The sequence below is a fragment of the Candidatus Pseudomonas auctus genome (assembly GCF_048654275.1).
GTDB lineage: Bacteria > Pseudomonadota > Gammaproteobacteria > Pseudomonadales > Pseudomonadaceae > Aquipseudomonas > Aquipseudomonas pharyngis.
On record NZ_JBJYZK010000008.1, the window covers coordinates 86,259 to 111,978 of the forward strand.

The window sequence follows — 25,720 nt, forward strand, 5'->3', positions numbered from 1 at the left end:
TCGGGTTCTGGAAAGATGAGCGATAACACTGCTGCACCGGCCGCCGTAACACCTGTCGGCAAACCTTCCCGGCGCTGGCCGTTACTGGCGGTCGGGCTGTGCCTTGTCGCCGGCGTGGCGGGCGGGCTCGGCTGGCTGATGCACAAACCCAAGGCGCCACCGGCGGAGCTGGCCAGCGACAAGCTTGGCCTGAGCCGCCCGGACGCGCTGCTGGAAACCCGCTCCCTGAGCCAGTTGCCCAAGGACCTGCTGACGGTGCCGTTCCTCAAGGCCACGCTCACCGAGGATTTCGTCTTCTATTACGAAACCCACGCCGACCGTCTCGGGTTGATCGGCAGTCTGCGGCGGATCATTTACGAGCATGACCTGAAGTTGCAGGACAGCCTGATCGAGCAGCTCTTCGATCAACCGGCAGACGTAGCGTTGTGGCGCGGCGCCGATGGTCGGCTGAAAGATTTCCTGCTGGTGATGGATCGCGGCGGCCTGGCCAAGGTGCTGGAGCCGCTGGCGAAAGTCGCCCTGGATGATTCGCAACTGAGCGTGTTCAGCACCCTGAAAGTCGGCGGTGACGAAGTGCCGCTGTATCAGCTGACCTACAACGCCGGCAAATCCCTGTTGTTCGCCTCCCGTGGCGACAAACTGGTGGTGCTGTCGAACCCGACCAAATTCTACGACCCGGAAAGTGGTGCTTCCGAGGAGTCCGGCCACGTCTCGCCGCAAGCCCTCGCTGCGCTGCTCAATGGTGAAAAACTGTTCCCCGAAGCGTTCGGGCTCACGGCCAAAACACCTGAAACCAAACAACGTCTGTCGGTCAATTCCAGCGTCCTGGCCATGGGTTACCAGCGCTTCATCCCGAACTTTGCCGGCCTGCGTTTCGACATGGACGACAAGGGCTGGCACAGCTATCTCGCGATGGACGAACTGGAGAACCAGCCGGACTTCGATTTCAAACCGGTCTGGCAAGCCATGCCGCTGGGCGCCAGCGCCTGCGTGACCCTGCCGGTCGCTGCCGAACCGCAGAAACCGTTGCTGGTGAAGCTCGGCGCCGAAGAAGCGGTGGCGCAGAAACTCACCGAGCACGTGGCCGGCGCGGCGGGCCTGTGCTGGTACGCCGATTCGCGGCTGTACACACCATTGCTGGTGGCCAGCCTGAACGACGAAGACAACGGCAAACTCGACGCGGATATCGGCACGCTGTTCGATTCGATGGTCGGTGCCTACGAAGGCAAGGTCGACGAGCACGCGTTCCCGGTGGTCGAGAAACAGGAAGGCCAGAGCCACCTCTGGCAGCGTCAGGTCAGCTCCAACTTCGGCCCGTATGCGGCAAAGGATGCCGAGAATCCGGACGCGATCACCGGCCGTGCGTTCATGAAAGTCAGCCTGGCGCGCCACGGTACGACGCTGCTGTTTTCCCTCGACGACAAACTGGTCGACAAGGCCCTCGGCACCCTCGACAAACGCTTCCCGCCGATGGCCGACGTACTGCCGAAAGACGTGCTGATGCCGATCTACTTCGGCCCGGATTCGATGGCGCAACTGATCCAGCAGGAAACCCTCGACAGCCTGCCGCAGGACATGGAGCCGGTGTTCTACAACGCCGCGCAAACCTACCTGATCCCGAAACTGCGCACCCTCGGCGGCATGGGCAAATACGCCCTGACCCTGCCGGAAGGCAGCGAGCCTGACGGTCACTGGCAATGGCTGCCGCTGGAGTGGAAAGCGCTGTGACCGGACTGATTCGCAGCCTCGGCTTGCTGGCGCTTTTGCTCAGTGCCGGCGCCCGAGCCGCTGAGGCGCCGGCCCTCGATCCCGCGCAGTCCCAGGTTTTTCGCGCCTGGTTCGTGCGCATCGCTCAGGAGCAGTTGAGCAAAGGCCCGAGTCCGCGCTGGTATCAGCAGGACTGCGCGGGGCTGGTGCGTTTCGCCGCCAACGAAGCGCTGAAAGTCCATGACGACAAATGGCTGCGCAGCAATGGCGTGTCCAATCGCTACCTGCCGCCGGAGCTGGACCTGAGCGCCGATCAGCGCAAGCTCGCCCAGCAATGGCAGCAGGGCGGCGGCAAGGTCGGGCCCTACGTCAACGCGATCAAACTGATTCAGTTCAACAGCCATCTGATTGGCCGCGACGTGTCCCAGGCACGGCCCGGCGATCTGATGTTTTTCGATCAGGGCGACGACCAGCACCTGATGATCTGGATGGGCCGCTACATCGCCTATCACACTGGTACAACCACCCCAACCGACAACGGCATGCGTTCGGCAAGCCTGCAGCAACTCATGACATGGAAGGACACCCGATGGATACCCGACGCAGCCAACCCCAACTTCATCGGCGTCTATCGACTGAATTTTCTCTCCCAATGACCGGTGCCCGCATGCTGCGTTTACTGCCTTTTCTGTTGCTGTTGACCCTGCCGTTTTCGGCCGTCAATGCCGAAGACACCGTGGAGCCAAGCGGCTACACGCCGGTGTCCGGTGAAAGCTTTTTCCTGCTGGCCGACAGCAGTTTCGCCGCCGACGAACAGGCGGTGGTACGCCTCGAAGCGCCGGGCCGTGACTATCGTCGTTTCCGCATGGAACCGTACGGCGGCGCCGACATCCGCGTGTACAAGATCGACAAGCCGCTGGACTTCCTCAAGCGCCAGAAGAACCTGCACCGCGTGGTCAGCGACGGCCAGTTCAAGGGCGAAGGCCTGTCGAACACCCTGGCGTACCTTTGGGACAACTGGTACCGCAAATCCCGTCGGGTGATGCAGCGTGCCTTCTCTTACGAGTCGCGCCAGCAAGTCACCGAGGAAGTGCCGGAGCTGAAGATGGGCAATGCCATCGCCGCGCCGACGCCGTACGACGCGCAACCGCAGTTCGCCCTGATTCCGGGTCTGCCGGTGGTCAGCCAGTTCCGTTATCCGCTGTGGCAAGCGAAGCCGATCCAGCCGCCGACCGGCGTCAATCTGGCCGGGTCTTCCAGCGAGTTCGTCAGCGTTGCGCCGGGTAACGTCTACATCCCGTTGGGCAATCTGAAACCGGGTCTCTATCTGGTCGAAGCGCTGATCGGCAAGTACCGCGCGACCACCATGGTTTTCGTTTCCAACACCGTGGCGGTGAGCAAGATTGCCGGTGATGAATTGCTGGTGTGGGCCGCGCGCAAACACGAAGGCAGTTCGGTGCCGAAGGTCAACGTGCTGTGGACCGACGGCCTCGGCGTGATGAGCAGCGGCGCCACCGACACCGATGGTCTGCTGCGTCTGAAACACGTCAGCCCCGAGCGTTCGTTCGTGATCGGCGAGGACGAAGAGGGCGGCGTATTCGTCTCGGAAAACTTCTATTACGACAGCGAAATCTACGACACCAAACTCTACGCCTTCACCGACCGCCCGCTGTATCGCCCGGGCGATTGGGTGTCGCTGAAAATCGTTGGCCGCGAATTCAAGAACGCGCGGGATTCGGTATTGCCGGGTGCAGCGGACGTCAATGTCAGCGTGCTCGATGCGACCGGCACCGAGCTGCAGCGCCTCGATCTGAAACTCGATTCCAAGGCCGGTACTCAGGGCCGTTTCCAGTTGCCGGACAACGCGGTGGCCGGTGGTTACGAGCTGCGTTTCAACTACAAGGATCAGGCCTACAGCAGCGCGTTCCGGGTGGCGGAGTACATCAAGCCGCACTTCGAAATCTCGCTGAATCTGGCCAAGCAGGATTACCGCACCGGCGAGCCGGTGAAGGGCAGCCTGGTGCTGCTGTACCCGGACGGCAAACCGGTGGCCAACGCCAAGCTGACCCTGAGCCTGCGCGCCCAGCAACTGTCGATGGTCGACAATGAGCTGCAATACCTCGGCCAATTCCCGGTGGAGCTGACCAGCACCGAACTGACCACCGACAGCAAGGGCAACGCGAGCCTCGACCTGCCGGCCGCCGACAAACCGAGCCGCTACATGCTCACCGTGTTTGCCAGCGATGGCGCGGCGTACCGGGTCAAGACCACCAAAGAAATCCTCATCGACCGCGGCGCCGCCAGCTTCCGCCTGACCGCGCCGCAGCGCTTCAGTGCAGTCGGTGACAAGGTCGCGTTCAGCTTCGCCAACGAGGGCGGCAGCCAACAGGCGCAGGCCGTTGTGCCGAGCAGCTACAGCTGGGTTCGCCTCGAAGACCAGACCACCGGCGAAGGCAAACTGGCAGCGAAAGACAAAGGCTTCAGCGTGGCCTTCGATCGCCCGGGCACCTACAACCTGTCGCTGAAAGATCAGCACGGCCGAGTGCTTGGCGCGACTGGTCACTCGGTCACCGGCGACGGCGTCAAGGCCGTGCCGGGCACCGTGGAAATCGTCCTCGACAAACCCGAGTACAAGGCCGGCGACGAAGCGCTGGCGCTGATCACGTTCCCGGAGCCGGTCAGCGATGCACTGCTGTCGCTGGAACGTGACAAGGTCGAAGCCACCGCGCTGCTGGCCAAGGGCGGCGACTGGCTGAAACTGGAAAAGCTCAGCGATACCCAATACCGCGCACGCATTCCGGTGAAGGACAATTTCGCGCCGAACCTGACGTTCTCCGTGCTGTACACCAAGGGCGGTCAGTACAGCTTCCAGAACGCCGGGATCAAGGTCGTTGCGCCGCAGATCGACGTGGCGATCAAGACTGACAAAGAGACCTATCAGCCGGGCGATACCGTGACGGTCGACCTGACCACGCAGTTCGCCGGCAAGGCAGTGCCAGCGCACCTGACGGTCAGCGTGGTTGATGAAATGGTCTACGCGCTGCAACCGGAAGTCGCGCCGACCATCGACCAGTTCTTCTACCACCCGCGCCGCAACAACGTGCGCACCAGCGCCAGCCTGTCGTTCATCAGCTACGACGTGGCGTTGCCGGGCAGCCCCGGCGCACCGGGCAAAGCCAACCGCAGCGAACGCGGGGTGAAAGTGCTGGAGCGGCCGCGTCGCGAAGACGTCGATACCGCTGCGTGGCAGCCGGAATTGTTGACCGATGCCGACGGCAAGACCCGCTTCACCTTCAAAATGCCGGACTCGCTGACCCGCTGGCGCATCACCGCGCGGGCGATCGCCGACGACGGTCAGGTCGGGCAGAAGAAGCAATTCGTCCGCTCGGAAAAACCGCTGTACCTGAAGTGGAGCGGGCCGAGCAAATTCCGCAAGGGCGATCAGCCGCAACTCGGCGTATTCGCCTTCAGCCAGGCCGAGAAACCGGTCAAGGCTGAGCTGGTGACGCATTACGCCGGTACCGAACAGCGCCTGCCGGTGACCCTCAACAACGGCATCAACTACCTGCCGCTGCCGGCCTTCGCATTGGCCTCCGGCGAATGGACCGCCGAACTGGTGCAGGACGGCAAGACCGCCGATGCCTTGGCTGTGCGCCTGACCGCCACCGGCGAAGGCTGGCAAGTAACGCAGACCCAGAGCCTTGATGTGGCCAGCGGCGACACGCCGTTGAGCCTGCCGGCAGACGCCACCGACATTCGCCTGCGTCTGGATGACAGCCCGCAAGCGCTGTTCCGTTCCGCCCTCGACGATCTGCTCAGCTATCCGTACGGCGGCGTCGAGCAGACCGCCAGCCGTTTGCTGCCGCTGAGCATCGCTTATCCGTCGCTGGCGTCGAGCCCGCAGATCCGCGACCGCTTGCGCCTGATCATGCAGAACAGCCGTCTGCGGCTGGTGCAAATGGCCGGGCCGTCAGCGAGCTTCACCTGGTGGGGCTTTGATGGCGAGCCGGATGCGTTCCTCACCGCTTACGCCTATTACGCCGACTGGAACGCCAGCCAGGTGCTGGACCTGAGCCTGCCGCCGGAGCATTGGCAGCGGGTGCTGGAGGTTTACGCCAAGCAGGCGCCGAATACACCGTTGCTGCAACGGGCGCTGATTCTGTCGTTCGCCAAGCAGATGCATCTGCCGGTCAACACGCTGCTCAGCGGTTTGCTGGACGATCTGGCCCAGGCCGGGGAAGGCAATGCCGAAACCCTGATGGACGATGGCGAAGACAGTCTGGTGATGGGCGATCCGGATTCGGCGCTCGGTCTGGCGGCGGCGCGGGTCTTGACCGCATCGTTGGCAACCCAGTCGAAAGTTGCTTTGCCGGACGCGTTCAATCGTCAGCTGGGTGCTGCGCAACAGCGCTTGTCGGTCAGTTCGCAGCCGTTTGCCGAAGCGCTGAACCTGTCGCTGCAACCGTTCGATCAGGCTCGCGCGACAGCGTTGTTGCAACGCCTGTTGCCACAGCAGTCGACCCTTGAACGTGCGCTGGCGCTGACCTGGCTGCAACGCAGCATCGCCCAGGCTTCGCCGACCATCGCGCTGGCACCGGGCGAAGGCTGGAAGAAAAACTACGGCGCGACCGGCGAGATGTACTGGACGTGGCAGGGTGTTGCGCCGGTGCCGAGCGTGTTGTCGGTATCGGGCACTCAGGAGCGTCCGTTGCGTGCCGCGCTGAGTTACCAGACCCAGCAACCGGCGGTCGATCCGATGGCGGTGACCATCACTCGTCGCCTGTCGCGTCTGGTGCCGGGTGATGAAGCGTTCACCTTCAAACTGGAGCCGGTCGGCACTAAACCGCTGTCCAGCGACAGCCTGTATCTGGACGAGGTGATCCTCACCAGCAAAGCACCAAAACCGTTGCGCTACGGCATGCTCGAAGTGCCGTTGCCGCCGGGCGCCGATGTTGAGCGCACCACGTGGGGCATCAAGTTGCAGGGCAAGGACGGCACCGAGCCGACCGCGCTGGAGAAGGCGCGTTTCGAACCGGGCCAACTGGCCTACGCGGTGCCGGTGGATGCGCTGAGCGGTGAATTGCGCCTGCGGCATCTGGTGCGCTTCTCGCAGAAGGGTCAGTTCAACCTGCCGCCGGTGCGTTTCACTCAGGTCTACGCGCCGCAGCATCAAGCCCGCGAAGCGAAAGCGGCCCTTGGTCAGGTCACGGTCAACTGACATGATCCGGCCGCTGGTCTGGCTGCTGATGTGTGTGATTCCTGCGCTGGCGACGGCGCAGGATGAGCCGTTGCGCGTGGCCTACAAGGGCGAACTGCTGTCGCTGAATACCACGCAACTGACCGCACGCGAGCCGTTGCCTTCGTCGCTGGAGACACCGCTGGGCAGTCTGTGGAAGGTGTTCGTTTACGCGTGGCTGGTGGATACCGGCGCGCGGGAACCGGCTTATGAATGTCGTGGGCAGTCGAAGGAAGAGGTTTATTGCTGCACGGCGGGCGGGAAGATCGAGCGTGATCAGGCGCTGGTGAAATCCTGCGGGCTGTATTTCGAGCCGGCGCGGTTGGGTATAACCGCTGGCGAATGGAAAACCTATTGGCAGGCGCGACAGGCGCCGTCGTGGTTGTTGGATTTGCCATCGGTGCAACCGGCTACTCGGGTTTCCGTGGCGGACTTGCTGAAGGTTCTGGTTTTGCTGCCGGCTCAGGATCAGATGCGTCGGGTGCTGCTCGACGTGGTGCTGAATGCGGCGGACGGCAATGTCGCCGGTGAACTCGGCGGGCACTTGCGGGTGAAAACCTGGAGCTGGCTCGGCGATCAGGACCCGCAATCACGTCAGGGTGGATTCGCCGGCTGGACGGCGGATGGCTCACCGATCTGGGCCGGTGGCCGGGGCACCAGTCAGATGGTTTTGCGGCATTATGGTTCGGCGTTAGCGACGGTGTTGCCCGCATCATGGCCGGCGGAAGCGGGGCGTTGTGTTGAGGTCGGGCTGTTCTCGCGTTATCCGGTTTCGCGGGTTCTGGCCGGTGATCGAGTGGTGAGCTCCGGCCCGTTGCAGGGCGATTACCGCGTCGAATTCGCCAATGGTAATGCGCTGGATATCCACAGCGACGGCGAGCTGTTTCTGCTCAACGACAAGCTTGTGGCTCGGCTGGATCGCGAAGAGTACGTCGCCCGTGTGCTGGAGCGTGAAGCCAAACCTGAACCGGCCGAAGCCGCGAAAGCGTTAGCCGTGGCGATCCGCACGTATCTGCTGCAAAACGCCACGCGCAATGGCGAATGTTTGAGCATCGACGACAGCAGCATTCGCCAGCGTGTTGCACCGCGTCCGGCCTCCGCCGAATCCCGCAACATCGCCGCTTGGACGGCGGACCTGGTATTGGCCGGCAGCACCGTCACCTATCACTCCGATCAACCCGGCCCCGACAAACTCGCCTGGCAGCAAGCCGTCGAGCAAGCCAATGCCGGCCAACGTTACGACGCTATTTTGCTGCACGCCTATCCGCGCGCGAGCCTCAGTCGCTGGGACAATCCGGTGGCGTCCTGTGAAGCGCTGCCCGCCGCGCAAGACTGGCTGCAAAAGCAACGTCGCGGCTGGCGTCCGACGCTTGAAAGCGAAACCGGTTACAACGAAGTCAGCACTTTCGCCGTCTGCAAACTCGCCTTCGGCCGCCCCTTCGTCGACCGCGAACGCCAGCGCATCTACGTGCGCGGCGTGCTGTCCTTGCAGGACCGCCTCGACCTGACTCACGAATACCTGCACCTGGCCTTTGAAGCTCACCCCAATGGCCAGGATGAAACCTATATCGAAGGGCTCGCCCGTCACCTTTTGCTGGAATAGACCATGACACTCCGTTATCCACAGGTCTTGCTGTTGCTCTGCGTATTTGCCGCGGTTTCGCCGGTGATCGCCGCTGACGGCGTCAAACTCGACACCCCCGTCGGCGGTTGGCGCAGCGGCGCGCCCGAAGGCGAGGGCGAGAGCTTCCGCCAGACCGTCAACTATCCTGCCTCCTCGGTGAACACACCGCTCGGCCAGGCCAACACCGCCCGCATCAGCGGTGAAATCAAAGCCACACCGAAAAACAAAGAGCCCGGCCGACTGATCGTCAACGGCGTCAGCATGCCGCTGAAAATCGACGACAGCGGCCGCTTCGACCGCCCGTTCTCGTTTCCCAACGGCAGCAACAGCGTCGAAGTCCGCAGCCCGGATGGTCAGCAACGGCACCGCACGCAGTTTCTCAATACCAGCGGCGGCGCTACTCCGGCGAAACTGCGGGTGTTGCTGGCGTGGGACAGCGATGGCACCGACCTCGACCTGCACCTCATCACACCCGACGGCGCGCATATCTGGTACGGCGACCGCGTCGCGCCCAACGGCGCGGCTTTGGACGTTGACGTGACCACCGGTTACGGCCCGGAAATTTTCGCCATGCCGGCGCCGATCAAGGGGCAGTATCTGGTGTACGTGAACTATTTTGGCGGTGGGTATCGCGGGGGTGACGAGGGTGGGGAAGAGGCGGTGCAGCCATTGACCACGGCGCAGGTGACTGTGATTACCGAGGAAGGAACGCCGAGCGAGAAAATGGAGACTTTTCTGGTGCCGATGCGGGCGGTGGGGGAGTTGACGTTGGTGAAGTCGTTTAGTTATCCCTGAGCAGGAGCCTGCTCAGGGTTGCATTAGAAGCCGGGTGGAATGTAGCCGGGCACGAACGGAACGTTGATGCACTTCCCGTGAATGATCTTCCCGTCTTCAATCCTGAACAGCACGATCTTCTTGGCCTTATTGACGGTGGCCTCCAGTTTGCAATCCGAACTGTGACCGACCGTCTCGTAGTACTCGGTGTAAACCATGCCGTTGCCGGTATGGTTCATTGAAGTCCCGGCCGCTTCTGTAGTGGTCCAGCTGGAGGATTTGAACCAAGTGAGAACCGCCAGATTCTCACCGTTGGCACCGGTCTGTTTTTTCATCGAGTCGGGTTTGCCGAACAGGTCGAGTGCTTCCTGGACATCGCGTCCTTCCCAGCGAGACTGAGCAATCAGGTGGCAGCCATGCAGCAGCAATAGTGTGGGTGTCAGCAGCACCGCCAGTAACGTTTTAGTCCATTGATTCATCATGCGTTCCGCCGCTTACTTGTTACCTAGGATCGAATCCAGGTTGTCCATCATCTGCCCCTTCTCCTGAATCGGTGCCAGCTTGAAGAACATCTGTTGCATGCCCTGAATCATCTGCAAGGGCTCCATCTTGCCCAGCGCGATCATGTCCTTTTTAGCGGGGGAGCAAACAAACTCGGCGGCGCGTTGTACCCAGAACTCCTTCGGCTGCTGCCATTGGTTGTTAACTTTCAGGTGCCGCATCATGTAGGCAATGCGATCTATGGATTGCCCATTAAGAAAGCGGACCTTGTTCGTGGAGCACTGCACTTCGAGGTTGTAGGCATCGATCATCGGTTTGCCGGGTTCTTCATACACCAGCGTCACGGCCACCAATTTCGCACCCTTGGTATGGTTCGACGGCACGACTGAAGTGCTGTCGGCCACATACATGATGTTCTTGTTGGGAATGCCGTTGCCGTAAATGATCCACCAGTCACCGACGGGGTTCGGTTCTTCTGCCTGCGCGCAAGTAGTGGCGGTCAGAAGTGCGGTTGCTAGAACAAGGGATTGATTGAGTTTGAAAAACGACGACATGGTGTTGCTCCATTCCTTGGTGCTTTTGCAATGCACAAAAACAGAATGGAAATTTAGTGGCGAGGTTGGGTGAGCGGCAATTAGGGCGGATGTGCTAATGGCTTATTGCGATGGTTGAATAATCAAATGAAAGTGTTGGGAGGGGAAAGAGTAAACCGCTTTGTCATGGTCGCCATCAATCCGAGAAAACACCGCAAAGCGCGTTGCCTTGGTAACCGTGGACGATCGGTCCCAACATCATGAATGGGCCACAAGCGTATAGCGAAGATGGCACTTTTTGCTGTGTGTTGAGCAGAACGGCTTCGTTTCCGAACTCGTCTTTGCCGAAGGATTGCTCAAAGTACGACGTGCAAACCGGCAGCTGCAACGGCACCGGAACCACCAACGCCCAGACAGTAACTCCGCACCATTCTCGGACGGGTGTCGATTTTGATGTTCTGGTGATCTGTGGGGGAAGCGAGCGGTAACTTTGTGTTTTGTATGCGTCGGTTTTGAGTGTGGTTTTTTCAGGGAAGGAAATGCCTACTCCCACGCAAGCTGGCAGGCTGAGGCATATGGTCGAAACCAGTCCGACGTATTTCAGGCGTGAGTTCAGGGCAGATGGGAGCAATCTAGAACGTCCTTGTAGTGCTTTAAGCATCGAAATTGCCAAGAGCTTTTTTGCTGAACAATTGTGCAAGTAGCGCCTGCACGATTTGCGTACTGATCAGCCATTGGCTGAGCGGCTCTCGAAAACCACTTTTCCAATAGGCATTAAAAAGCCGGCTTGTGGCCGGCTTCTCGGGGACTGGCTTGGTTTATTTTTGGTAAACCGCGCCAGCCTTCAAAACGTACATCCGGATCTTGCGTCCGGCTGTGGGACTTGGTCAGACAGTGGTCTGCCGCGTCAGGCGTCATCTGGGCCGCTTGGCGGGTCGATGCGCGAATGTGGGGCGCAGGATACTGAGTTTTGTTGGGGATTCCCAGTGCGAAGTGCGGGATAGAGCGTTCTATCCATGAAAAATCCCGTATTTGTACCGACTATCCGGGCCGGTTGCCCCTCACGACAGAAGCTGGATCAGAGAAACGGCACCACCGGTCGGCGCTTGCCCAGTGTCGACCACCAGAACACCCATCCCAACACATGAATCCGCTGCTCCTCAATCTGCGCCGCCCGGAAAATCTCGTCCGGGTATTCGGCGCTGTTGTGGCTGCGCAGGCGCAGGGCGTTGCCGGGCATGCGGTGCAGGTATTTGATGCGCAGCATGCCGTCGTGTTCGATGGCGTAGATTTCGCCGTCCACCACCTGGGTGAGGCCGCGGTCGATGGCGAGGGTTGAGCCGTCTTCGATTTTCTCGGCCATGCTGTTGCCGATCATGTGGGTGCAGATGGCATCGGTGTGACGAATTTCCAGGGCTTCGAGGTGGCTGCGGGGCAGACGGATGGTTTGGTCCGGGTCCTTGATGACGTGGGTCTTGTCGGAACCAGGGGCAGTCGGGGCTTCCTTGTAGAGCGGCAGTTCGATGTCGTTGGTTTCGAGCACCGTGTAGACGCCGCGAATGGCATGGGCATCGAGGATGTCGCCCGACTCCGTATGCAGGTGCGGGGCGTCTTTCGGGCCTTCGCCGGTCTTCAGCCATTGGCTGTTGACGGACAGCAGGCGCGCAACTTCTTCCATGCGGTACGCGGGTACGCCCCGGGTGTACCAGTTATGAACGTTTTGGGCTTCCGTGCCCCAGAACTTTGCGAATCCCGTGGTGGTGATGTTCGCAGCTTCCAGGAGTGCCTTGAATCTTGGACCGCTAGTGTTCTTTCTCATAAACACGAGTCTACGACCGGCCTAGAGCGGTTTGAATAAACCTTGCGTTCAAAATCAGGGCAAATTTTGCGACGGGATGTAAGACGCCCTTGTGGGAAATTACACACACTAAAACTTTTCTGTAGGTCGCTATAAACAAGTCGTTTAAGCACTTATCAGGCAGGCACAAAAAACCCCGGATCAACCGGGGTTTTCTTCAAGCGTGTCGCAGGTCGCGAGGCTTAGCCTTTGTAGGCAGCAACCGACTTGGTGATCGCGGCGCGGGCAGCGTCAGCGCCGTCCCAGCCTTCGATTTTCACCCATTTGCCTTTTTCGAGATCTTTGTAGTTCGCGAAGAAGTGCTCGATCTGCTGGATCAGCAGGGCTGGCAGGTCGGTGTATTCCTTCACGTCCACGTACAGCTGGGACAGCTTGTCGTGTGGAACGGCGATGACTTTGGCATCGCCGCCGCCGTCGTCGGTCATGTTCAGGATGCCGACCGGACGCGCGCGGATCACCGAACCTGGAGCAACCGGGTAAGGGGTCACGACCAGCACATCGAGGGGATCACCGTCGTCAGCCAGGGTGTTCGGGATGTAACCGTAGTTGGCCGGGTAGAACATCGGGGTGGCCATGAAACGGTCAACGAACAGGCAATCGCTGTCTTTGTCGATTTCGTATTTGATCGGCGCGTGGTTGGCCGGGATCTCGATCGCGACGTAGATGTCGTTCGGCAGGTCTTTGCCAGCCGGAATCTTGCTGTAGCTCATTGGGCTTTGCCCCCGTTAGTTGACCAAAAACACTTGGCCGGATTGACCAAAAAGTGGCGGCGATTATAGGCATATTCTGCCGTGGACGCCATGTACCGGAAGTCGTGCAGACCTTTACTCGTGAGCCTGATAGACCGGGTCGCTGGCCTGAAGTTGCTTCAGGCGGGCCAACGGATCCTGGCGATAGAAAAGCTGCAACTGCGCATACACCTGTGGATAAGCGTCGTGCAGCAGATCCGGAGCGCTGAAGAAGTACTCGCTGGTGACGGCGAAGAATTCGGCCGGGTTCTCGGCGGCATAGGGGTCGATGGCGGTTTCGGCGTCAGGATGGCGGTCGAGCTGGCGATTGAGGTCGTCGTACGCTGCCTGCATCACTTCGGCCCAGTCTTTCACCCGCATGTCGGCATGCAGCGGGGGCAGGCCGTTGGCGTCACCGTTGAGCATGTCGAGCTTGTGCGCCAGTTCGTGGATCACCAGGTTGTAGCCTTCCCAGCCACCGCTGGCCATTACGCCGGGCCAGGCGAGGATGATCGGCCCTTGTTGCCAGGCCTCGCCGCTGTGTTCGCCGTCCCACTCATGCTCGACGCCGCTGGCATCGCGATGGCGCTGGGGGCTGAGGAAGTCGTCGGGGTAGAGGACGATTTCGTGGAAACCCTGATACCAATTCAGATCGCCGAGATGCAAAAGCGGCAATTGGGCCTGGGCGGCGAGCAGTAGGCGTTGTTCCTGGTGCAGTTCGACGCCGGGCAGGGCGGTCAGGTGTTTGTCTTCGAGGAACAGCACGCTGGCTTCGCGCAGCCATTGGTCTTCAGCGGGCGTGATGCCATCGAGAAAACTCAGGTGATGGCGCACCCGCTGCCACAGTTCGTCGGCAATCGGGTGCCTGGCCAGAATGCGCCGGCGGCGCCAGGCGCTCAGCGACCACATCGGCTTAGTGCGATTGGGCTTTGGTGCCGCCGAAACGGCTGCGAACCACGCCGATGATCATCGGAATCAGCGACAGCAGGATGATGCCGACCACCAGCAGCGACAGGTTCTTCTTGATGAACGGCACGTTGCCGAAGAAATAACCCAGCGTCACCAGACCGCCGACCCACAAAACCGTGCCGAACACGCTGAAGCCGAAGAACCGCGGGTAAGGCATCTTCGCGACACCGGCGACGAACGGTGCAAAGGTGCGGATGATCGGCAGGAAGCGCGCCAGGGTCACGGTTTTTCCGCCGTGCTTGTCGTAGAAATCGTGGGTCTGTTGCAGGTAGTCGCGGCGGAAGATTTTCGAGTTCGGATTGCTGAACAGCTTTTCACCCGCCGTTCGCCCGATCACGTAGTTGGTACTGTCGCCGAGAATCGCCGCGAGCATCAGCAAGCCCGCCAGCAATACCGGGTCCATACCGCCGCCCGCAGCCACTGCGCCGGCGATGAACAGCAGGGAATCACCCGGCAGGAATGGCATCACCACCAGACCGGTCTCGCAGAAGATCACCAGAAACAGGATGGCGTAGATCCATGGCCCGTAATTATTCACCAGCAGGTCGAGGTAAACATCGAGATGCAGGATAAGGTCGAGCGGGTTGAAATCCATGGAGGCACCTGTGGTGACGGTCTGACTCGGCAGACCTGTGCGGATGACTTCGTGTAAGCCTACAAGCGGGTGTAGTTTTTCTTACAAGCCGGAAAGATCGGGATTATACGGGCTGAGGGGTGAAAAGCGCGTTGGTTTTGTAGCGGGGGATGTCGGTGTGAATAAATGTCGGGTTGGCATTCATTTTGGGGAGGAAGTCTGCTCCCTCCCCGCAGGACACCTCGCGATCAGAGTTCTTCGCTGATCGGCAGCACGTAGTTCTTGAACTCGGTGTCTTCCTTGAACCCGATGGATTCGTAGGTTTTCTGCGCAACTTCGTTGTCGGCGCTGGTGGAGACGCGCATGCGCACGGCCTGGGTTTCCTTGGCCATTTTCTTCGCGGTGCGGATCAGGTTGTCGGCCACCAGCTGGCGGCGAGCGTCTTCGGCGACATAGATGTCGTTGAGAATCCACACGCGCTTGAGCGACAGGGAGGAAAAGCTCGGGTAGAGCTGGCAGAAGCCCATGAGTTTTCTGTCGTCGTCATCGGCCAGGGCCAGGTAGATCACCGACTCCTTGCGTCGCAGGCGCTTTTCGAGAAAGGCCCGGGACGAGTCCGGATAGGGCAGGGAGCCGTAGAACTCGCGGTACTTAACGAACAACGGGGTCAGCAAATCCAGGTGTTCGAGGGTCGCTTGGATAATCCGCATGGTAGGTCTCGTCCTTCAAGTGGCTGTCTTCACGTGCTCTGACGGCGATGGGAAACCCGGGCGGCCGTGCATCGATCCTGCCTGAAACCGGCGCAGAAAGGCAATGCGGAAACGGTTCAGGCTGGGGGCGGATCGAGTAGGAAATTACTCTTCATGTCTGCACCAGCTTCCGATTCCAGCGTCTGAACCTGCGCTTCGTCCTTCAGATTGACGCCCGACAGCTGGCGCCGACAGGCCTCGCGCATCAGATACAGCAAGCGATGCGCTGCCATGCCATAGCTGAGCCCTTCCAGCCGCACGTTGGAGATGCAATTGCGGTAAGCATCCGTGAGGCCGACCTTTGGATTGTAGGTGAAATATAACCCCAGGCTGTCCGGCGAACTGAGGCCCGGACGCTCTCCAATCAGCATCACGACCATTTTGGCGCCCAGCAACTGACCGATTTCATCGCCAATTGCCACACGACCCTGTTCCACCAGCACTACTGGCGCGATCGACCATTCGTCGGCGCTCATCTGTTCCTCCAGGCGGGTGAGAAACGGCAGGGTATGCCGATGCACCGCCAGCGCCGACAGACCGTCCGCCACCACAATCACCAGATCCACACCGCCCGGATGCGTCTGGGCGTATTCGCGCAGGGCTTGCGCCGATTGATCGCTCAACTTGCGCCCCAGATCCGGGCGTTGCAGGTAGCTGTTGCGATCTGCTGCCGCACTGTGCAGCAGCAGACTGTCACGCTGGCGCTCGGTCAGCTGGGCGCTGAGCCCGGCGTGATCGAACGGCAGATGCACCGCGTCCCGTGCCTGTGCGTGGGCGTACTGGAAATCCAGCTGTGCGCGGGTCGGCAGGCTGGTGCCGATGCGGCCGAGGGCAATGCGCGCCGGGGTCAGACGACGCAGCTCCAGCCACGGGTTTTGCGGATCGACGGGCGGTTTTTCCATCTGACTCATCCCAGTTGCGCCAAGGCCTGGCGGAAGGCCGGCGGCAGGTTGTTGCCGAAGCGGACCTTGCCGTCCGCCTGGGTGAAGATGCCCATGTTCGCCAGCCACTGCTCGAACTCCGGCGCCGGTTTCAGGCCCAGGGTCTGGCGCGCGTAGAGCGCGTCGTGGAACGAAGTGGTCTGGTAGTTGAGCATGATGTCGTCGGAGCCGGGGATGCCCATGATGAAGTTGATCCCGGCCACGCCGAGCAGGGTCAGCAGGGTGTCCATGTCGTCCTGGTCGGCTTCGGCGTGGTTGGTGTAGCAGATATCGCAGCCCATCGGCACGCCGAGCAACTTGCCGCAGAAGTGGTCTTCGAGGCCGGCGCGGATGATCTGTTTGCCGTTGTAGAGGTATTCCGGGCCGATGAATCCTACGACGGTGTTCACCAGAAACGGCTTGAAATGGCGCGCCACGGCGTAGGCCCGGGTCTCGCAGGTCTGTTGATCGACGCCGTGGTGGGCGTTGGCTGACAGTGCACTGCCCTGACCCGTTTCGAAATACATCAGGTTCTGCCCGAGCGTGCCGCGATTGAGGCTCAGGCCCGCTTCATAACCTTCCTGCAAGATGTTCAGGTTGATACCGAAACTGGCGTTGGCCGCTTCGGTGCCGGCAATCGACTGGAACACCAGATCCAGCGGCACGCCACGGTTGATCGCTTCTATAGACGTGGTGACGTGGGTCAGCACGCAGGCCTGGGTCGGAATGTCGTAGCGCTGGATGATCGCGTCGAGCATTTCCAGCATCGCGCAGATCGAGGCGATGCTGTCGGTGGCCGGGTTGATGCCGATCATCGCGTCGCCGTTGCCGTACAGCAGACCGTCGAGAATGCTCGCGGCGATGCCGGACGGTTCGTCGGTCGGGTGATTGGGTTGCAGCCTTGTGGATAACCGTCCACGCAGGCCGAGGGTGCCGCGAAATTTCGTGACCACGCGGATTTTCTGCGCCACCAGCACCAGATCCTGCACGCGCATGATCTTCGACACGGCAGCGACCATTTCCGGCGTCAGGCCGGGGGCGAGGGCGCGCAGGCTGGATTCGTCGGCCGCTTCGCTCAACAGCCAGTCGCGAAAGCCGCCAACCGTGAGATGGCTGACGACTGCGAAGGCCTGTTTGTCATGGCTGTCGATGATCAGTCGGGTGACTTCATCGGTTTCGTAGGGAATCAGCGCTTCCTGCAGGAAATGCGTGAGCGGGATGTCGGCCAGTGCCATTTGCGCGGCTACCCGCTCGCCATCGTTGAGCGCGGCGACGCCGGCCAGGAAATCCCCGGAGCGTGCCGGGCTGGCCTTGGCCATCACGTCCTTGAGGCTGTCGAAACGATAGGTCTGGGCGCCGACGGTATGGGCAAATGCGGCCATTGGGCGCGTTCCTCCTGATTCTGTGGATAACTCGATCCCCTGTGGGAGCGGGCTTGCTCGCGAAGGCGTCGTGTCAGGCGACATCATTGTTGAATGACGCACCGCATTCGCGAGCAAGCCCGCTCCCACATTGGATCTTTATGCACTTCTATATAGCGGGCACCGGGCGAAAGGCGCGGTGCCGGTGCAATTCATATACCTTCGAGCATAGCGTCTGCCGGTGCTTCGGAGCGTTGCTTGGCGGTCAGCTGGAAATACAGGTAACCGGCGGCCATGAACCCGAGGAACACACAACCGATCAGCGTGTTGAACCAGGCCATCGCCACCAGGCACACCAGCGCCAGAAACAGCGCGATGGCCGGCACCACCGGGTAACCGGGCGCACGGAAGGTGCGTTCCAGATTCGGCTCGGTTTTGCGCAGTTTGAACAGGCTGAGCATGCTGATGATGTACATCACGATGGCGCCGAACACCGACATGGTGATCATCGCCGCCGTCAGGGTCATGCCTTGCAGATTGACCAGACCGTCGCTGTAGATTGCCGCGATGCCGACCACGCCGCCCGCCAGGATCGCCCGGTGCGGCGTCTGGAAGCGCGAGAGTTTGGCCAGACCTTTGGGCAGATAACCGGCCCGGGCCAGGGCAAAGAACTGTCGCGAGTAGCCGAGGATGATCCCGTGGAAACTCGCCACCAGCCCGAACAGGCCGATCCACACCAGCATGTGCATCCAGGTCGAATTGTTGCCGACTACCGCTTTCATTGCCTGCGGCAGCGGATCGTTGATGTTCGACAGTTGACGCCAGTCGCCGACGCCGCCAGCCATCACCATCACGCCAATGGCCAGGAACACCAGGGTCAGGATGCCGCTGACGTAGGCCCGTGGAATCGTGCGTTTCGGGTCCTTGGCTTCCTCGGCCGCCATGGCGGCGCCTTCGATGGCGAGGAAGAACCAGATCGCGAAGGGAATAGCGGCGAAAATGCCAGGAATCGCGCCCATCGTGAACTCATTGGCGCCTGACCAGCCGTTCAGCACAAAGTTGCTGAAGCTGAAGCCCGGTGCGACCACGCCCATGAACACCAGCAATTCGGCGACAGCGAGCACGGTCACCACCAGCTCGAAGGTCGCGGCGATGCTGACGCCGAGGATGTTCAGGGTCATGAACACAAAATACGCGCCGACCGCCGAGAGTTTTGGATCGAGCCCCGGATATTGCACATTCAGATAGGCGCCGATGGCCATGGCGATGGCCGGCGGGGCGAACACGAATTCGATCAGGGTGGCGATGCCGGCGATCAATCCACCTTTTTCGCCGAACGCCCGACGGCTGTAGGCAAACGGCCCGCCCGCGTGAGGAATCGCGGTGGTCAGTTCGGTGAAACTGAAGATGAAGCAGGTGTACATGGTCGCGACCATCAGGGCCGTGACCAGGAAACCCAGGGTTCCCGCGGTGCCCCAGCCGTAACTCCAGCCGAAGTATTCGCCGGAAATCACCAGGCCGACGGCAATGCCCCAGAGGTGCAGGGTGCCGAGTGTGGGTTTGAGCTGTGTGGTGGAAGTCATAAGTCCTCTCTGTCTTTTTTATTGTTCGATCTGTTGGACTTTCAGGAGTAGCGGTTGGGTGGGTGGAGGCTGTTCACGCAGCGGCAGTGTTCACACAAATCCTGAATGACGGGTACGCAAGGCCCGTGCCAGAGCGGCCAGGCTTTGTGTTGTGTCACTTAGGACGCCTTCGCGAGCAAGTCCGCTCCCACATTGGATTTGTGCAGAATCCAATAATGTGGGCCGACGCAAGTCCCCTGTGGGAGCGGGCTTGCTCGCGAAGGCGATTGAACAGGCAACACAGAATCAAATTATCTGTGTTGCCCCGAGGTTTAGAAGAAGCCCAACGGGTTGATGTCGTAGCTCACCAACAGGTTTTTGGTCTGCTGGTAGTGGTCGAGCATCATCTTGTGGGTTTCCCGGCCGACGCCGGACTTCTTGTACCCGCCGAACGCGGCGTGCGCCGGGTACAGGTGGTAGCAGTTGGTCCATACACGACCGGCTTTGATGGCGCGGCCCATGCGATAGGCGCGGTTGATGTCGCGGGTCCAGAGGCCGGCGCCGAGGCCGAACTCGGTGTCGTTGGCAATCGCCAGGGCTTCGGCTTCGTCCTTGAAGGTGGTGATGCTCACCACCGGGCCGAAGATTTCTTCCTGGAACACACGCATCTTGTTGGTGCCCTTGAGCAGTGTCGGCTGGATGTAATACCCGGTCGCCAGGCTGCCCTCGAGTTTTTCCACCTTGCCGCCGGTCAGCAGTTCGGCACCTTCGCCCTTGGCGATTTCCAGGTACGACAGGATCTTGTCGAATTGCTGCTCGGACGCCTGGGCGCCGACCATGGTGTCGGTATCGAGTGGGTCGCCACGTTTGATCTGGCTGACTTTCTTCATCACCGCTTCCATGAACTGCGGATAGATCGACTCCTGAACCAGTGCGCGGGAAGGGCAGGTGCAGACTTCGCCCTGGTTGAAAAACGCCAGCACCAGGCCTTCGGCAGCTTTTTCGATGAAGCTTGGCTCGGCCTGCATGATGTCTTCGAAGAAGATGTTCGGCGACTTGCCGCCCAGCTCTACGGTGGACGGAATGATGTTTTCGGCAGCGCATTTCATGATGTGTGAGCCGACCGGGGTCGAGCCGGTGAAGGCGATCTTGGCGATGCGTTTGCTGGTGGCCAGGGCTTCGCCGGCTTCTTTGCCGAACCCTTGCACCACGTTGAGCACGCCCGGCGGCAGCAGGTCGCCGATCAGTTCCAGCAGCACGCTGATGCCCAGCGGGGTTTGCTCGGCAGGTTTGAGCACCACGCAGTTGCCGGCGGCCAGGGCCGGGGCGAGTTTCCATGCGGCCATCAGGATCGGGAAGTTCCACGGGATGATCTGGCCGACCACACCCAGTGGTTCATGGATGTGATAGGCCACGGTGTTGCCATCGATCTCGGCGGCGCTGCCTTCCTGGGCGCGCAGGCACCCGGCGAAGTAGCGGAAATGGTCGGCAGCCAGCGGGATGTCGGCGTTGAGGGTTTCGCGGATGGCTTTGCCGTTGTCCCAGGTTTCGGTGATCGCCAGGGTTTCGAGGTTCTGTTCGATGCGGTCGGCGATTTTCAGCAGGATCAGCGAGCGGGCCTGGGCGGAAGTGGAACCCCAGGCATCGGCAGCGGCGTGGGCGGCGTCCAGGGCCTTGTCGATGTCTTCGGCCGTGGAGCGCGGGAATTCGGCAATCGGCTGGCCATTAACCGGCGAGGTATTGGTGAAGTACTGACCTTTGACAGGCGCGACGAACTCGCCGCCGATGTAGTTACCGTACTTGCTCTTGAACGAGACTTTGGCGCCTTCAGTACCGGGGTGAGCGTAACGCATGATGTTCTCCTTGGCTGTTGTACTTATCAGAGAGACGCGCATGAGCGCTTGCTATAAGCGTAGAGCAAAGGCCGGGCCACTGCCGTGCAGGTCAGGCAAATCAAGGCCTTGCGTGATTTCTGTCGGATAAGTGGCAAGCGTCTGTGACGGTATCGGTACAGCCTGGGTGACAGTTTGTACCGCTTCTGGCACAGCCCGTGACCGGGCGGTCTTGCCAGCATTGCAAAGACCGGTGGGCTGGAGGATGCTGGGCACCACTTCACGCATGGGCCGATGAGCCTCGGGGAGAATAATAAGAAATGCACGACAACCATTTGAGTCGCCATGCCCGGCAGGTTCTCACCGTCACCCAGGGCAAGCCGCACCTGCACGGCCCCGGTGCCGACCCGTCGATTGCCCGTTCGTGGCTGCGTTGTCTTGAGGACTATCACCTCGACCCGGCCCTGACCATGGCGCCGACCGTGCTCGAACACGGTCGCGTTCTCGAAAGCCGCGAACGGCTGCAACAGGTGTTGCAGATTGCCGGCAATGAAATGAGCAGTCTGCATCAACAACTCTCCGGCGCCGGCCACGCGGTGCTGCTGACCGACGCGCGCGGGGTGATCCTCAACTGCGTCACCGCTCCCGCTGAACGCAAGATTTTCGAACGCGCCGGCCTGTGGCTGGGTTCCGACTGGAGCGAGGCCTGCGAGGGCACCAACGGCATCGGCACCTGTCTGGTGGAGCGTCAGGCTCTGACCATCCATCAGGACGAACACTTCCGCGGCCGCCACACCGGCCTGACTTGCTCGGCGAGCCCGGTGTTTGACCCGCACGGCGAACTGCTGGCGGTGCTCGACGTTTCCTCGGCGCGGCATGACGTCTCGCGCCAGAGCCAGTTCCACACCATGGCGCTGGTCAATCTGTCGGCGAAGATGATCGAGAGCTGCTATTTCCTGCGTTGTTTCGATAACCAATGGTTGCTGCGTTTTCATCTCCAGGCCGAGTCCGTCGGGCTGTTCAGCGAAGGGTTGCTGGCGTTTGACGGGGAAGGGCGGATCAGCGCGGTCAATCAGAGTGCCTTGAACCTGCTCGGGCACATTCGTGGCGGCTTGCTCGGTAAGCCGGTTGAGGCGTTTTTCGATTGTTCGCTGGATGAGTTGCTCGGGCGCGCCAGCGCCAATGCCAGCGCCAGTTGGCCGCTGCGCACCCGTGACGGGCGGCATCTGTTTGCGGTGCTGCGCGGTGAGACCCGCCGGCCGTTGCCGGTCGCGCCGGCTCCCGCGCCTGTGGAAGCGCCGCGTCTTGCAGGCATTTGCCTCGGTGATGCGACGTTGCAGGCGGATTTCCGCAAGTCGCTGCGGGTGTTCGAGCGTGACGTGCCGCTGCTGATCAACGGTGAAACCGGCTCCGGCAAGGAAGCATTCGCCAAGGCTGTGCATAACGCCAGTCAACGCGCCGGCAAAGCCTTCGTCGCCCTCAACTGCGCGGCAATTCCCGAAAGCCTGATCGAGAGCGAGCTGTTCGGATATCGCGGCGGCAGTTTCACCGGTGCGCGCAAGGACGGCATGCGCGGCAAGTTGCAGCAGGCCGATGGCGGCACGCTGTTCCTCGATGAAATCGGCGACATGCCGTTGGCCTTGCAGACCCGTCTGCTGCGGGTGCTGGAGGACCGGCAAGTGGTGCCCATTGGCGGCGAGCCGGAAGCAGTCAACGTGCGGATCATCAGCGCCACTCACCGCAATCTGCTGGAGCGGGTCGACGACGGCAGTTTCCGTGAAGACCTGTATTACCGGCTCAACGGACTGGAAGTCGCGTTGCCGCCGTTGCGCGAGCGCAGTGACAAATCTCAGCTGCTGGATTTCCTGCTGGCCGAAGAGGCGGGCGGGGAAAAGATCCTGATCGAAGAACCGGCGCGCCAGGCGTTGCTGGGCTTCAACTGGCCGGGCAATGTGCGGCAGATGCGCAATGTGCTGCGCACGCTGGCGGCATTGTGCGATGAAGGGCGGATCGGGTTGGAGGATCTGCCGGCGATGTTTCGGCAGGTGCAGCCGCTGTTGGTCAAAGTCGATGAATCGTCGTCCGAACATCCATTGGAAGATGCCGAGCGGCTGGCGTTGCTCAATGCGCTGGAACACACGCGCTGGCACATGACCCATACGGCGCAGCAGCTCGGCGTGAGCCGCAATACGCTTTATAGAAAGCTGCGCAAGCACGGGATCGAGCGGCGTGTCAGTTAGAGACCCCTCACCCTAACCCTCTCCCAAGGGAGAGGGAACCGACCGGTGTTTTCTCTCAAGTTGCGTCGACATAGATATCCGGTCGAACTCAGATTCTGAAAGCCATACAAATCAGCCCCCTCTCCCTCCGGGAGAGGGCTGGGGTGAGGGCAACAGTCTCCAGTCGGACCGAGATGTCGTGATCCACTCGCCCGGCTCCATCAGCTAAAGGATGCGATTTCCCCCTCCCTGCGCTAACCTGCGGCCATGTTTTACGAGGTCGACTATGCACATTCATATTCTGGGTATCTGCGGGACTTTCATGGGCTCGATGGCGGTTCTGGCCAAAGAGCTGGGCCATCATGTGACCGGCTCCGATGCCAACGTCTATCCGCCGATGAGCACCCAGCTCGAAGCTCAGGGTATTCAGCTAACCCAGGGTTACGACCCGGCGCAGCTTGATCCGGCGCCGGATCTGGTGGTGATCGGCAACGCCATGTCCCGCGGCAACCCGGCGGTGGAATATGTGCTGAACAAAGGCCTGCCGTACGTTTCCGGCCCGCAGTGGCTGGCCGACCATGTGCTGCAAGGTCGCTGGGTGCTGGCGGTTGCCGGTACGCACGGCAAGACCACGACCAGCAGCATGCTCGCCTGGGTGCTGGAACATGCCGGCATGAGCCCGGGTTTCCTGATCGGCGGCGTGCCGCAGAATTTCTCGGTGTCGGCGCGTCTGGGCGGCACGCCGTTCTTCGTGATCGAAGCCGACGAGTACGACAGCGCGTTCTTCGACAAGCGCTCGAAGTTCGTCCACTACCGTCCGCGTACCGCGATCCTCAATAACCTTGAGTTCGACCACGCTGACATCTTCCCTGATCTGCCGGCCATCGAACGGCAATTCCACCACTTGGTGCGCACCATCCCGAGCGAAGGGCTGGTGATTCACCCGACCACCGAACCGGCCTTGCAGCGCGTGATCGAAATGGGCTGCTGGACTCCGGTGCAAACCACCGGTGCTGGCGGTCAGTGGCAGGTCAAGTTGCTGAAAGACGACGGCTCGGCGTTCGAAGTGATGTTCGAAGGCGTATCCCAAGGCGTGGTCGAGTGGGAATTGACCGGTCAGCACAACGTTGCCAACGCCTTGGCCACTCTGGCTGCCGCGCGTCACGTCGGCGTTGTACCGTCGATGGGCATCGCCGGGTTGAGCGCGTTCAAGAGCGTCAAACGCCGGATGGAGAAAGTCGCGGAAGTGCGCGGCATCACCATCTACGACGACTTCGCCCACCACCCGACCGCGATTGCCACGACCCTCGACGGCTTGCGCAAACGTATTGGCGATGCGCCGCTGATCGCGATCATCGAGCCGCGCTCCAACTCGATGAAGCTCGGCGCCCACCGTGACGGTCTGCCGGACAGCGTGGTCGATGCCGATCAGGTGATCTGGTACGCCCCGGCCAACCTCGGCTGGGATCTGGCAGGCACCGCCGCGTTGTGCACCGTGCCGTCGATCGTCAGCGATTCGCTGGAAGGCATCATCGAACGGGTGAAGAGCCAGGCCCAGCCCGGCACCCACGTGGTGATCATGAGCAACGGCGGCTTCGGTGGCCTGCACGGCAAACTCGCCGAGGCGCTGAAATGAACAGTCGTTTCGAGAGCAATGGCCCCGAACGCATCACGCTGGCGATGACCGGCGCGTCCGGCGCCCAGTACGGTTTGCGCCTGCTGGATTGTCTGGTGCGCGAGGATCGCGAGGTGCACTTTCTGATCTCCAAGGCCGCGCAACTGGTGATGGCCACCGAGACCGACGTGTCGTTGCCGGCGAAGCCGCAAATGATGCAGGCGTTCCTCACCGAATACACCGGCGCGGCCGCCGGGCAGATCCGCGTGTACGGCAAGGAAGACTGGATGTCGCCGGTGGCCTCGGGCTCCGGCGCTCCGGCGGCCATGGTGGTGGTGCCGTGTTCGACGGGCACCTTGTCGGCCATCGCCACCGGCGCCTGCAACAACCTGATCGAGCGGGCGGCGGACGTGACGTTGAAGGAGCGGCGCCAGTTGATTCTGGTGCCGCGCGAAGCGCCGTATTCGAGCATTCACCTGGAACACATGCTCAAGTTGTCGAACATGGGCGTGACCATCCTGCCAGCCTCGCCGGGCTTCTATCACCAGCCGCAGACCATCGATGACCTGATCGATTTCGTGGTGGCGCGGATTCTCAACCTGCTGGGCATCCCCCAGGACATGCTGCCGCGCTGGGGCGAACACCATCTGAGCAGCGATGAATAAGTTGCTGGCTGCTGTGCTGCTGATGGCGCTGGCGCTGCAACTGACCGGCTGCGCCACGGCGCGCACGCTGGATGCCGCCAAGCCCGGCGCGCCGGTGGTGTATTCCGGCACCCGGCTGGATCTGTATGCGATGAATGGCGGATGTTGCGCGATGGATCGATTCGGCGCCGAGGCGCCGAGTTACCCCGGTGTGGATCTGCCGGCCAGCGCACTGCTCGACACGCTGCTGTTGCCGTTGTCGTTGCTGACGGTGATCGGCGTGGGGTTCCAGGCGACTGGCGGACTCTAAAAAG

General features: G+C 61.3%; 21 protein-coding genes. 9 read left to right on the top strand and 12 right to left on the bottom strand.

Going from position 1 to position 25,720, the window contains the following annotated elements:
- Positions 1–15 precede the first annotated feature (15 nt).
- The 5 genes from ACKUG4_RS16570 to ACKUG4_RS16590 are packed head-to-tail and all read left to right on the top strand — an operon-like array spanning position 16 to position 9,362.
- A complete protein-coding gene (locus tag ACKUG4_RS16570; protein WP_445434426.1) occupies positions 16–1,728 on the top strand; it encodes a DUF2138 domain-containing protein in 1,713 nt (570 codons plus the stop codon).
- Entirely contained in the window at positions 1,698–2,363 is a 666-nt protein-coding gene (locus tag ACKUG4_RS16575; RefSeq protein ID WP_085654922.1) for a DUF1175 domain-containing protein, read from the top strand. Before ACKUG4_RS16570 ends, ACKUG4_RS16575 begins: the two co-directional genes overlap by 31 nt.
- Complete coding sequence (locus ACKUG4_RS16580) at positions 2,360–6,925, top strand: alpha-2-macroglobulin family protein (protein ID WP_445434427.1); 4,566 nt, start codon at positions 2,360–2,362, stop codon at positions 6,923–6,925. Before ACKUG4_RS16575 ends, ACKUG4_RS16580 begins: the two co-directional genes overlap by 4 nt.
- A gap of 1 nt (position 6,926) precedes the next feature.
- The gene (locus tag ACKUG4_RS16585) at positions 6,927–8,546 is read left to right on the top strand and encodes a DUF2300 domain-containing protein (protein ID WP_445434428.1); all 1,620 of its coding nucleotides are present in this window, start codon (positions 6,927–6,929) and stop codon (positions 8,544–8,546) included.
- Positions 8,547–8,549: 3 nt separating this feature from the next.
- Positions 8,550–9,362 (top strand): YfaP family protein, encoded by an 813-nt coding sequence (locus ACKUG4_RS16590; protein WP_445434429.1) that lies wholly within the window; start codon positions 8,550–8,552, stop codon positions 9,360–9,362.
- 23 nt (positions 9,363–9,385) lie between these two features.
- Here the strand turns inward: ACKUG4_RS16590 and ACKUG4_RS16595 are convergent, their stop codons facing one another.
- The 12 genes from ACKUG4_RS16595 to exaC all read right to left on the bottom strand — a co-directional run bounded on the left by ACKUG4_RS16595 (position 9,386) and on the right by exaC (position 20,949).
- The gene (locus tag ACKUG4_RS16595; protein WP_039772002.1) at positions 9,386–9,820 is read right to left on the bottom strand and encodes a hypothetical protein; all 435 of its coding nucleotides are present in this window, start codon (positions 9,818–9,820) and stop codon (positions 9,386–9,388) included.
- Positions 9,821–9,835: 15 nt separating this feature from the next.
- Positions 9,836–10,396, bottom strand: coding sequence for a hypothetical protein (locus ACKUG4_RS16600; protein WP_064599708.1), 561 nt, complete (start codon positions 10,394–10,396; stop codon positions 9,836–9,838).
- 175 nt (positions 10,397–10,571) lie between these two features.
- On the bottom strand, positions 10,572–11,006 hold the full coding sequence (locus ACKUG4_RS16605) for a hypothetical protein (protein WP_445434430.1): 435 nt from the start codon (positions 11,004–11,006) through the stop codon (positions 10,572–10,574).
- Positions 11,007–11,453: 447 nt separating this feature from the next.
- The gene (locus ACKUG4_RS16610) at positions 11,454–12,194 is read right to left on the bottom strand and encodes a S24 family peptidase (RefSeq protein ID WP_085648674.1); all 741 of its coding nucleotides are present in this window, start codon (positions 12,192–12,194) and stop codon (positions 11,454–11,456) included.
- 221 nt (positions 12,195–12,415) lie between these two features.
- Positions 12,416–12,943, bottom strand: a complete 528-nt coding sequence (gene ppa / locus ACKUG4_RS16615) for an inorganic diphosphatase (RefSeq protein WP_007933577.1) — start codon at positions 12,941–12,943, stop codon at positions 12,416–12,418.
- Positions 12,944–13,057: 114 nt separating this feature from the next.
- Positions 13,058–13,870: a M90 family metallopeptidase gene (locus ACKUG4_RS16620; RefSeq protein WP_445434431.1), complete on the bottom strand. Its 813-nt coding sequence runs from the start codon at positions 13,868–13,870 to the stop codon at positions 13,058–13,060.
- Between the two features lie 4 nt (positions 13,871–13,874).
- Positions 13,875–14,525: a DedA family protein gene (locus ACKUG4_RS16625; RefSeq protein WP_011336118.1), complete on the bottom strand. Its 651-nt coding sequence runs from the start codon at positions 14,523–14,525 to the stop codon at positions 13,875–13,877.
- Positions 14,526–14,752: 227 nt separating this feature from the next.
- Positions 14,753–15,214, bottom strand: coding sequence for a GNAT family N-acetyltransferase (locus tag ACKUG4_RS16630; protein ID WP_039771887.1), 462 nt, complete (start codon positions 15,212–15,214; stop codon positions 14,753–14,755).
- A gap of 116 nt (positions 15,215–15,330) precedes the next feature.
- Positions 15,331–16,164: an ethanolamine ammonia-lyase subunit EutC gene (gene eutC, locus ACKUG4_RS16635; RefSeq protein WP_445434432.1), complete on the bottom strand. Its 834-nt coding sequence runs from the start codon at positions 16,162–16,164 to the stop codon at positions 15,331–15,333.
- Complete coding sequence (locus ACKUG4_RS16640; RefSeq protein WP_445434433.1) at positions 16,161–17,555, bottom strand: ethanolamine ammonia-lyase subunit EutB; 1,395 nt, start codon at positions 17,553–17,555, stop codon at positions 16,161–16,163. Before ACKUG4_RS16640 ends, eutC begins: the two co-directional genes overlap by 4 nt.
- A gap of 191 nt (positions 17,556–17,746) precedes the next feature.
- Entirely contained in the window at positions 17,747–19,117 is a 1,371-nt protein-coding gene (eat, locus tag ACKUG4_RS16645) for an ethanolamine permease (protein WP_445434434.1), read from the bottom strand.
- Between the two features lie 311 nt (positions 19,118–19,428).
- Positions 19,429–20,949 carry an acetaldehyde dehydrogenase ExaC gene (exaC, locus tag ACKUG4_RS16650; RefSeq protein WP_039771883.1) on the bottom strand — a complete coding sequence of 507 codons (1,521 nt, stop codon included), beginning with the start codon at positions 20,947–20,949 and terminating at the stop codon, positions 19,429–19,431.
- 299 nt (positions 20,950–21,248) lie between these two features.
- Here exaC and ACKUG4_RS16655 point away from each other — a divergent pair, with 299 nt between their 5' ends.
- The 4 genes from ACKUG4_RS16655 (at position 21,249) to ACKUG4_RS16670 (ending at position 25,716) form a co-directional block, all read left to right on the top strand.
- Positions 21,249–23,168, top strand: a complete 1,920-nt coding sequence (locus tag ACKUG4_RS16655) for a sigma-54-dependent Fis family transcriptional regulator (protein ID WP_085648679.1) — start codon at positions 21,249–21,251, stop codon at positions 23,166–23,168.
- A gap of 265 nt (positions 23,169–23,433) precedes the next feature.
- A complete protein-coding gene (mpl, locus tag ACKUG4_RS16660) occupies positions 23,434–24,783 on the top strand; it encodes a UDP-N-acetylmuramate:L-alanyl-gamma-D-glutamyl-meso-diaminopimelate ligase (protein ID WP_007958628.1) in 1,350 nt (449 codons plus the stop codon).
- Positions 24,780–25,427, top strand: coding sequence for a flavin prenyltransferase UbiX (gene ubiX, locus ACKUG4_RS16665; protein ID WP_236190113.1), 648 nt, complete (start codon positions 24,780–24,782; stop codon positions 25,425–25,427). The genes mpl and ubiX overlap by 4 nt, the downstream gene beginning before the upstream one ends.
- Positions 25,420–25,716 carry a YceK/YidQ family lipoprotein gene (locus ACKUG4_RS16670; RefSeq protein ID WP_011336111.1) on the top strand — a complete coding sequence of 99 codons (297 nt, stop codon included), beginning with the start codon at positions 25,420–25,422 and terminating at the stop codon, positions 25,714–25,716. Before ubiX ends, ACKUG4_RS16670 begins: the two co-directional genes overlap by 8 nt.
- The last annotated feature ends 4 nt before the right edge of the window (positions 25,717–25,720 follow it).